Annotated in this window: 8 protein-coding genes and 1 pseudogene; all 9 read left to right on the top strand. The window is 66.5% G+C overall.

Translation table 11 applies throughout. From position 1 onward, the window contains the following. Positions 1–428 (top strand): methyl-accepting chemotaxis protein (locus tag BIS11_RS05650; protein WP_253585803.1); only part of this gene is annotated, 428 nt, incomplete at its 5' end. Beyond that, positions 425–1,303 carry a CheR family methyltransferase gene (locus BIS11_RS05645; protein WP_253423889.1) on the top strand — a complete coding sequence of 293 codons (879 nt, stop codon included), beginning with the start codon at positions 425–427 and terminating at the stop codon, positions 1,301–1,303. The genes BIS11_RS05650 and BIS11_RS05645, both read left to right, overlap by 4 nt. 63 nt (positions 1,304–1,366) lie before the next feature. After that, the gene (locus tag BIS11_RS05640; protein WP_253423886.1) at positions 1,367–2,425 is read left to right on the top strand and encodes a chemotaxis response regulator protein-glutamate methylesterase; all 1,059 of its coding nucleotides are present in this window, start codon (positions 1,367–1,369) and stop codon (positions 2,423–2,425) included. 56 nt (positions 2,426–2,481) lie between these two features. Beyond that, the gene (locus BIS11_RS05635; RefSeq protein WP_253423884.1) at positions 2,482–4,170 is read left to right on the top strand and encodes a methyl-accepting chemotaxis protein; all 1,689 of its coding nucleotides are present in this window, start codon (positions 2,482–2,484) and stop codon (positions 4,168–4,170) included. Positions 4,171–4,227: 57 nt separating this feature from the next. Then, positions 4,228–4,617 (top strand): chemotaxis response regulator CheY, encoded by a 390-nt coding sequence (gene cheY, locus BIS11_RS05630; protein ID WP_227389139.1) that lies wholly within the window; start codon positions 4,228–4,230, stop codon positions 4,615–4,617. 42 nt (positions 4,618–4,659) lie between these two features. Beyond that, positions 4,660–5,355 (top strand): protein phosphatase CheZ, encoded by a 696-nt coding sequence (gene cheZ, locus BIS11_RS05625; protein WP_253423881.1) that lies wholly within the window; start codon positions 4,660–4,662, stop codon positions 5,353–5,355. A gap of 115 nt (positions 5,356–5,470) precedes the next feature. Next, the gene (flhB, locus tag BIS11_RS05620) at positions 5,471–6,640 is read left to right on the top strand and encodes a flagellar biosynthesis protein FlhB (protein WP_253423878.1); all 1,170 of its coding nucleotides are present in this window, start codon (positions 5,471–5,473) and stop codon (positions 6,638–6,640) included. Then, positions 6,637–8,721 (top strand): flagellar biosynthesis protein FlhA, encoded by a 2,085-nt coding sequence (flhA, locus tag BIS11_RS05615; RefSeq protein WP_253423874.1) that lies wholly within the window; start codon positions 6,637–6,639, stop codon positions 8,719–8,721. The genes flhB and flhA overlap by 4 nt, the downstream gene beginning before the upstream one ends. Positions 8,722–8,758: 37 nt before the next feature. After that, positions 8,759–9,017, top strand: a pseudogene (locus BIS11_RS05610) (flagellar biosynthesis protein FlhF); the annotation flags it as partial.

Below are 9,017 nucleotides of genomic sequence, written 5' to 3'. Positions count from 1 at the left end.
GCCAGGACGTCACCACCGGCGCCGGCCTGGTCGAGAAGGCTGAAGCGGCGATCAGCGACGTGGCCGAGGCGGCGCGCAGCGTCACCCACATCATGCACGAGATCTCCTCGGCCTCCGAGGAGCAGAGCACCGGCATCGCCGAGGTCAACCAGTCCGTCGCCGAGATGGACCAGGCCACCCAGCAAAACGCCGTGCGGGTCCAGGAAACCGCCCAGGCCGCCGCCGCGCTCGAGCGCCAGGCGAGTTTGCTGTCGCTGTCCGTCGAAGCGTTTCGATTGAGCGCCCAGGCGGCCCAGGGCGCGCCGCGCCAGGCGCCGCCGCGTGAATCGGTGGCGCTCGCCGCGCCGCCGAGTGTTTCGAAGGCGCCGCTGGCAGCACCGCCGGCCAGGCGTCAGACCGTTGCCGTAGAGGAGTGGGAAGAATTTTGAGCGAACCACGCGATGGATCGGGGGAGGGCGGAACGTGGACAACGGGCAATCAGATCGAACGCGATCTGATTCTCACCGATGCCGACTTCCTGCGCATTCGCGAGCTGATCTATCAGCGCGCCGGCATCGTGCTGGCCGAACACAAGCGCGAGATGGTCTATAGCCGGCTGGCCCGGCGGCTGCGTCATCATGGCCTGACGCGCTTCACCGACTATCTCACGCGGCTCGAGCGCCAGCCCGATGCCCGGGAGTGGGAAGCGTTCACCAACGCGCTGACCACCAACCTGACCGCCTTCTTTCGCGAGGCGCACCACTTTCCGCTGCTCGCCGAGCACGTGCGACACGCCACGGGCCCGGTCAACATCTGGTGCTCGGCGGCCTCCACCGGCGAAGAGCCCTACTCGATCGCGATGACGCTGCTGGAGACCCTCGGCGGTCGGGCCGCGAACGCGCGTATCGTCGCCACCGACATCGATACCGATGCGCTGGCCAAGGCCCAGGCCGGGATCTACCCCCAGGAGCAGGTGCGCAAGCTCGACGAGGCACGGGTGAAGCGGTTTTTCCAGAAGGGCACCGGCAGTCACGCGGGACTGGCCCGCGTGCGCCCGGAAGTGATGGCGATGGTCGAGTTTCTGCCGCTGAACCTGCTGGCGCCGAGCTGGCCGGTGAAGGGGCCCTTCGATGCCATCTTCTGTCGCAACATCATGATCTATTTCGACAAGCAGACACAGACCGCGATATTGAAACGGTTCGCGCCACTGATGAAGCGCGACGGGCTGCTGTTCGCCGGCCATTCGGAGAACTTCTCCTACATCAGCAACGCCTTCAAGCTGCGCGGCCAGACGGTCTACACCCTCGCCGACAGCGGCCGGTAGAAGGCACATGCGACAACCATTGCAGAGGCGGTCATCGGTGAGTTTTCAAACAGGAGGCGGGCTTTGAGTACTGCCAAGATCAAGGTGCTGTGCGTCGACGACTCGGCGCTGATTCGCGATTTGCTGACCACGATCATCAACGAGCAGCCGGACATGGAGGTCGTTGCCACCGCCCCGGACCCCCTGGTGGCACGGGATCTCATCAAGCAGCACAACCCGGACGTATTGACGCTGGACGTCGAGATGCCGCGCATGGACGGGCTCGATTTCCTCGACCGGCTGATGCGCCTGCGCCCGATGCCGGTGCTGATGGTGTCGTCGCTGACCCAGAGCGGCTCGGAGATCACCCTGCGCGCCCTCGAGCTCGGGGCGCTGGATTTCGTCGCCAAGCCGAGCCTCGGGGTGAGAAGCGGCATGCTGGAATACGCCAGCGAAATCGCCGACAAGATTCGCGCCGCCGCGCGCTCGCGTCCGCGCCAGGCGCGCAAGGCTGCCGCCGCCCCGGCGGCGCTGAAAGCGCCTTTGATCTCGAGCGAGAAGCTGATCATCATCGGCGCCTCCACCGGCGGCACCGAGGCGATTCGCGCCGTGCTCGAGCCGCTGCCCGCCAACTCGCCGGCGATCCTGATCACCCAGCACATGCCCGGCGGGTTCACCCGCTCCTTCGCCGAGCGCCTCGACCGGCTGTGCCGGATCACCGTCAAGGAAGCCTCCGAGGGCGAACGGGTGCTGCCCGGGCACGCCTACATCGCGCCCGGCGGCCACCACCTGGAGCTTGCCAGAAGCGGCGCCAACTACGTGGTACGCCTGCACGACGGCGAGCCCGTCAACCGCCACCGCCCGTCGGTGGACGTACTGTTTCACTCCGCGGCCAAGCACGCGGGCAAGAACGCCATCGGCGTGATCCTGACCGGCATGGGCAAGGATGGCGCGGTGGGACTTCTGGAAATGCGCCAGGCCGGCGCGCCGACCATCGCCCAGAACGAGCAGAGCTGCGTGGTGTTCGGCATGCCGCGCGAGGCGATCGCCGTGGGCGGGGCTGGCGAGACCCTGGCGCTGGACGAGATCCCCGCGCGCGTGCTGGCGCTGGTCGCCGCTTCCGGGCGCGCGCAGCGGGTATGACCAACAGGCATTACATGATGCACTACCTGAAAACGACATCGAGAGAGATCAGCTAAATGGCGCGGTTTGCAAGAAACCTGAGTATTCACACGGCGGTGGTAGCGGCACTGGGCTGCTTCAGCGTCCTGATCATGGCGCTGATCGCGCTCAACGTCATGACCGACCGCTCCACCGAAAAGAACGTCGAGACGCTGACCACCATCAGTCGCGCACAGCTCAACGAGCTCAATCGCGGAGATTCGCTGCTCAACCAGGCGATGCGCGTGCTGGAGATGGCCGCAAGCTACGCCATGTCCGGGCAGAACGAACGGATCGGCTCGGCGCTGGCGGCAGCGGCGGATCGCATAGAGCGCACCGAAGTGCGTTTCGAGAACTTCATTGCCGCTCCGAAAACCCCGCGGGGAGCAGAGCTTGCCCGCCCCTTGATCGAGGACTATCAGCGGCTCATGCCCTTGATAAAGGAGCAACATGCCAGCCTCGAAGCAGGTAACTACCAGCGCTTCAACGAGCTGCGCCTTGAGCTGAGAGAGCCGCTTCTGAGTATCGTCGACCATATCACGGCCTTCAGCGACTTCGGCTTCTCGCGGGTCGACGGAATCCGGGAAGATATTCAAGAGCAGCGCCACCTGTTCAACATCCTCTATATCGTCGCGGTACTGGTGACGCTGCTGGTCGTCGTGCTGATCTACCTCGGCCTGCGCCGCACCGTGATCACGCCGCTCAACGACGCCGTGCGCCGACTCAACAAGATCGCCGAGGCGGATCTGACCGAGCCGATGCCGCCGGCGGGCAAGAGCGAAGTGGGCCGGCTGTTCGCCGCCATGGGCAGCATGCAGGAGAACCTCACCGGCCTGGTCGCCCGCGTGCGCGAAGGCAGCGGCGCGATCCACCACGGCACCCGCGAGATCAGCCAGGGCAATACCGAGCTCTCCTCGCGCACCGAGCAGCAGGCGGCGTCCATCGAGCAGACCGCGGCCAGCATGGAAGAGATGACCGCCACGGTGAAGCAGAACGCCGACAACGCCCGCCAGGCGAGCACGCTGGCCGGCGAAGCCTCCACCACCGCCGAACAGGGCGGCCAGGTGGTCGAGCGGGTGGTGCAGACCATGCACGGCATCTCGCAAAGCTCCCAGAAGGTGGCGGACATCACCAGCGTGATCGACTCGATCGCCTTCCAGACCAACATCCTGGCGCTCAACGCCTCGGTGGAGGCGGCGCGCGCCGGTGAGCAGGGCCGCGGCTTTGCCGTGGTGGCCGGTGAAGTGCGCAACCTCGCCAGCCGCAGCGCCGACGCCGCCAAGGAGATCAAGGCGCTGATCGACACCTCGGTGAAGCAGATCAGCGATGGTTCGACCCTGGTCGAGCAAGCCGGCAGTACCATGACCGACGTGGTCACCGCCGTGCGCCGGGTGGCGGACATCATGGACGAGATATCGGCGGCCTCCCAGGAGCAGAGCGACGGTATCGAGCAGGTCAGCCACGCGGTCGGCCAGATGGACGACGTGACCCAGCAGAACGCCGCGCTGGTCCAGGAAGCGGCGGCCGCAGCGGCTTCGCTCGAGGAGCAGGCCAACCGGCTCGAGGAGGCGGTCGCGGTGTTCAAGGTGCTGGAGGGCGCGCGCGGCGTCGCATCGCTGCCGGCCGCCCGCACGGTGGCACAGGCGCCGCGTTCGAGCGCCCACCGCCCTTCGGCACTGAAGGCGCCGGCCCGGACGAGCGCCGTCGAAGAGTGGGAATCCTTTTGATCGACGCCCCGGCATCGGCCGGGGCACCCAACGCCCTACACGTGGAGAAGATGAACGATGGCCGATAAGAACATGAGCTTTCTGGTAGTGGACGACTTCCCGACCATGCGCCGCATCGTGCGCAGCCTGCTCAAGGAGCTGGGCTTCACCAACGTCGAGGAGGCCGAGGATGGCCAGGACGCGCTCAACAAGCTGCGCGCCGGCAACTTCGAGTTCGTGGTCTCCGACTGGAACATGCCCAACCTGGACGGGCTCGAGATGCTCAAGGAGATTCGCCAGGACGACGCGCTCAAGGCGCTGCCGGTGCTGATGGTCACCGCCGAGGCGAAGAAGGAGAACATCATCGCTGCCGCCCAGGCCGGTGCCAACGGCTACGTGGTGAAGCCGTTCACCGCGGCGACCCTCGAGGAAAAGCTGAACAAAATCTTCGAAAAGATGGGCAAATAATAAAGCGGCCGGGCTCGGTGCCTGGCCTGCAAGGAGAGTACCATGAGTCAGAATGAGCAGGCAGGCGCGACCCCGCTGCCCGAGGAAGCCGCTGAAGAGCTGATCCACCGTATCGGCAAGCTGACCCGCATGCTGCGCGACAACATGCGTGAGCTTGGCCTGGACAAGGAGATCGAGAAAGCGGCGGAAGCCATTCCCGACGCCCGCGACCGGCTGCATTACGTGGCCACCATGACCGAGCAGGCCGCGGACCGGGCGCTCAACGCCATCGACCGCGCCCAGCCGTTGCAGGATCAGCTCTCCGAACGCGCCGAAGCGCTCGACAAGCGCTGGGACGAGTGGTTCGCCGCCCCCCAGGAGCTCGACGAGGCGAAGAGCCTGGTCAAGGAGACCCGCGCCTACCTTCACGATGTCCCCGAGATGACCGCGGCCACCAACAAGGAGCTGCTGGACATCATGATGGCGCAGGATTTCCAGGATCTCACCGGGCAGGTCATCAAGAAGATGATGGACGTGATCCGCGAGATCGAGCACCAGCTGGTCCAGGTGCTGATCGACAACGTGCCCGGCGCCGAAGCGCGCGAAAGCATGCAGCGCAAGGCGCAGGATCAGTGGGAGAACGACACCGCGCGGCGCAAGGAGGAGCTTCTCAACGGCCCGCAGATCAGGGACAACGCCCCGGACATCGTCACGGGCCAGGATCAGGTGGACGACTTATTGGACGAATTGGGCTTTTAATGTCCGGTTATTAGGACATTGTCCGCCGGCTCGTCTGGCACACTAGGCACCTTGCTTCAGCCGCCCTTCGGGGCGGCTGACGCTTATAGACCGCCCAGGATGAGCCGAACGATCCATGGCAGACAACGACAGCGATCAGGAAAAGACCGAAGAGGCCACGCCCAGGCGCAAGGAGAAGGCCCGCGAGGAGGGGCAGGTTCCCCGCTCGCGCGAGCTGACCACGGTGCTTCTGCTGATGGCCGGCGTGGCCGGACTCTGGAGCATGGGGCAGATGCTCTACGACCAGCTCGGCATGGTCATGGAGCAGGCGTTTCTGTTCGATCGTCGCCAGGCGTTCGATCCCACGCCGATGCTGGTGAACGCGCTGAACCTCGGCCAGCGCACGCTGATCGCCATGGTGCCGCTGTTCATCCTCTTGGGCGTGGTCGCGCTGGTCGCCCCGGCGCTGCTCGGCGGCTGGCTGGTGTCGGCCAAGTCCATGCAGCCGAAGTTTTCCAAGCTCAACCCGATCTCGGGCATCAAGCGCATCTTCTCCACCCAGGCGCTGATCGAGCTTGCCAAGGCGATCGCCAAGTCGGTGCTGGTGGGCGGGGTCTCCGGGGCGTTCATCTATTTCAACATCGATCGCCTCTTGGGCCTGCCGGACCTGCCCATCCAGCAGGCGCTGGCCAGTGCCTTGAACATGGCCGCCCTCGCTGCGGCGCTGGCGATCTTTTCGCTGATCGTGGTGATCCTGATCGACGTGCCCTATCAGCTCTGGAGCAACGCCAAGAAGCTGCGTATGAGTCAAGAAGAAGTGAAGCGCGAGCACAAGGAGTCCGAGGGCGACCCCCACGTCAAGGGGCGCATTCGCCAGCAGCAGCAGGCCATGGCGCGCGGGCGCATGATGAGCAAGGTGCCCGAGGCGGACGTGATCATCACCAACCCGACCCACTACGCGGTGGCGCTCTCCTATCAGGAAGGTCAGATGGGCGCGCCTCGGGTGGTGGCCAAGGGCGCCGACGCCGTGGCCGGGCGGATTCGCGACATCGCCCTCGAGGCCGGCGTGCCGCGCCTCGAGGCCGCGCCGCTGGCGCGGGCGCTGTATCATCACGTGGACCTCGACGGCGAAGTGCCGGCCGAGCTCTACACTGCCGTGGCCGAGGTCATGGCCTGGGCGTACCGCTTGAAGAGCGTGGCGCACGAGGGGGGCGAGATACCCCCGACCCCCGATAACCTGCCGGTTCCCGACGACATGACGTACCCCCCGCGCGGCCCCGGCGCCAACGAGGCACGCCCATCATGAAGGCCCTGAGCCAACTCATCGGTCAGCGCGGTGCGCTGAGCGACGTCCCCGTGAAGCTGCTGGCGGGGCCGCTTCTGATCCTCATGATCCTCGGCATGATGATCGTGCCGCTGCCGCCGTTTGCGCTCGACCTGCTGTTCACCTTCAACATTGCGCTGGCCATCATGGTGCTGCTGGTGAGCATGTTCGCCGAGAAGCCGCTCGATTTCGCCGCCTTCCCGGCGGTGCTCCTGTTCACCACGCTGCTCCGGCTGTCGCTCAACGTCGCCTCCACCCGGGTGGTGCTGATGGAGGGTCACCAGGGCGGCGCCTCGGCGGGCAAGGTGATCGAGGCCTTCGGCACGTTCCTGGTCGGCGGCAACTTCGCCGTGGGTCTGGTGGTGTTCCTGATTCTGGTGATCATCAACTTCATGGTCATCACGAAAGGCGCCGGGCGCATCGCCGAGGTCGGCGCGCGCTTCACCCTGGATGCCATGCCCGGCAAGCAGATGGCGATCGACGCCGACCTCAACGCCGGACTGATCGGCGAGGAGGACGCCAAGAAGCGCCGCGCCGAGGTCGCCCAGGAAGCCGACTTCTACGGCTCCATGGACGGTGCCAGCAAGTTCGTGCGCGGCGACGCCATGGCGGGGCTCGTGATCATGGTGGTCAACATCATCGGCGGGCTGATCATCGGCATGATGCAGCACGACATGGGCTTCGCCGACGCCGGGCGCACCTATACGCTGCTGACCATCGGCGACGGCCTGGTCGCACAGATTCCGGCGCTGGTGATCTCCACCGCCGCCGGCGTCACGGTCTCGCGGGTCAACACCGAGCAGGACGTCGGCCAGCAGATGCTCAGCCAGCTGTTCGTCAACCCCCAGGTGATGATCCTCGCCGCCGTGGTGATGGGGCTTCTCGGCATGGTGCCGGGCATGCCCAACCTGGTGTTTCTGATCTTCACGGCGCTTCTGGGCGGGTTGGCCTGGTACCTCAAGCGCCATCAGGAGAAGGTGCTGGTCACCGAGGAGATGGCGGATGCGCCCATGCCGGTGCAGGAGACCCCGGAGGCGAGCTGGGAGGACGTGCAACTGGTCGATACCTTGGGGCTCGAAGTCGGCCACCGCTTGATCCCGCTGGTCGACTCGCGCCAGAAGGGCGAGCTTCTGGCGCGCATCAAGAGCGTGCGCAAGAAGTTCGCCCAGGAAGTGGGCTTTTTGCCGCCGGTGGTGCACATTCGCGACAACCTCGAGCTGTCGCCCAACGCCTACGTACTGTCGCTCAAGGGCGCCGAGATCGGCCGCGCCGAGGCGCAGCCGGGCAAGTGGCTGGCGATCGACCCGGGCCAGGTCTCCGGGCAGCTCCAGGGCACGCCGACCCAGGACCCGGCCTTCGGGCTTCCGGCGGTGTGGATCGACGCCGCCCAGCGCGAGCACGCCCAGGTGTTCGGCTACACCGTGGTCGATGCCAGCACCGTGATCGCCACCCACCTGAATCACCTTCTGCACCGCCACTCGCCTGAGATGCTCGGCCGCCAGGAAGTGCAGAAGCTGCTCGACAAGCTCGGCGACGAGCAGAAATCCCTGGTCGAGGAGGTAGTGCCCAAGGCGATCTCGCTCACCGTGCTGCAGCGCATCCTGCAGCACCTGCTCGACGAGGACGTCTCGATTCGCGACATGCGCACCATCCTCGATACCCTGGCCGAGGTCGCGGCGACCCAGAAGGACCCGGGCGAGCTCACCGCGCTGGTGCGCGTGGGCCTTGGCCGGGCGATCACCCAGCAGTGGTTCGCGGGCCAGGAGACGCTCAACGTCATCGGCCTCGACGCCCAGCTCGAGCAGGTGCTGATGCAGGCCATGAACGGCAACGGCGCGATGGAGCCGGGGCTCGCCGAGACCCTGATGACCCAGGCCCAGCAGGCGCTCGAGCGCCAGGAAGCCGCCGGCGAGCCGCCGGTGCTGGTGGTGCAGCACTCGCTGCGCGCGGTGGTCTCGCGCTTTTTGCGTCGGCGCATGCGCCACCTGGTGGTGATGTCCCAGGCGGAGATCCCCGATGACCGTACGCTCAAGATCACGACGCTGGTGGGCGGGCCGCGATGAGCAGGGCCCCCGCCGCTGAGAGGAGGAAAGCCAACCCATGAGCGTGAGACGCTTTGTCGGCGCGAACAGTCGCGACGTCATGCGCCAGGTGCGCGAAACCCTGGGCGATGACGCCCTGATCGTCGCCAACCGGCGCACCGACACCGGTGTGGAGATTCTCGCCATGGCCGACGACGCCGCTCTCGACACGGCGCCCGCCGTGCCCGCCCAGGCCCCCGCGCCAGCGCCAGCGCCCGCCGCGCCGAGTGCGTCGCCCGCCTTCGAGGAGCTTAGCGCCCAGCTGCTGCGCGAGATGC

Origin of the sequence: Halomonas sp. 707D4 (assembly GCF_024158685.1) — a bacterium.
Classification (GTDB): domain Bacteria; phylum Pseudomonadota; class Gammaproteobacteria; order Pseudomonadales; family Halomonadaceae; genus Vreelandella.
This window is presented reverse-complemented; position numbering and strand designations above follow the sequence as displayed.

What these genes read in the sequence shown, in the direction of transcription:
- BIS11_RS05635 (WP_253423884.1), top strand. Translation starts at nt 2,482, where the DNA reads ATGGCGCGGTTTGCAAGAAACCTGAGTATTCACACGGCGGTGGTAGCG.
- cheY (WP_227389139.1), top strand. Translation starts at nt 4,228, where the DNA reads ATGGCCGATAAGAACATGAGCTTTCTGGTAGTGGACGACTTCCCGACC.
- cheZ (WP_253423881.1), top strand. Translation starts at nt 4,660, where the DNA reads ATGAGTCAGAATGAGCAGGCAGGCGCGACCCCGCTGCCCGAGGAAGCC.
- flhB (WP_253423878.1), top strand. Translation starts at nt 5,471, where the DNA reads ATGGCAGACAACGACAGCGATCAGGAAAAGACCGAAGAGGCCACGCCC.
- flhA (WP_253423874.1), top strand. Translation starts at nt 6,637, where the DNA reads ATGAAGGCCCTGAGCCAACTCATCGGTCAGCGCGGTGCGCTGAGCGAC.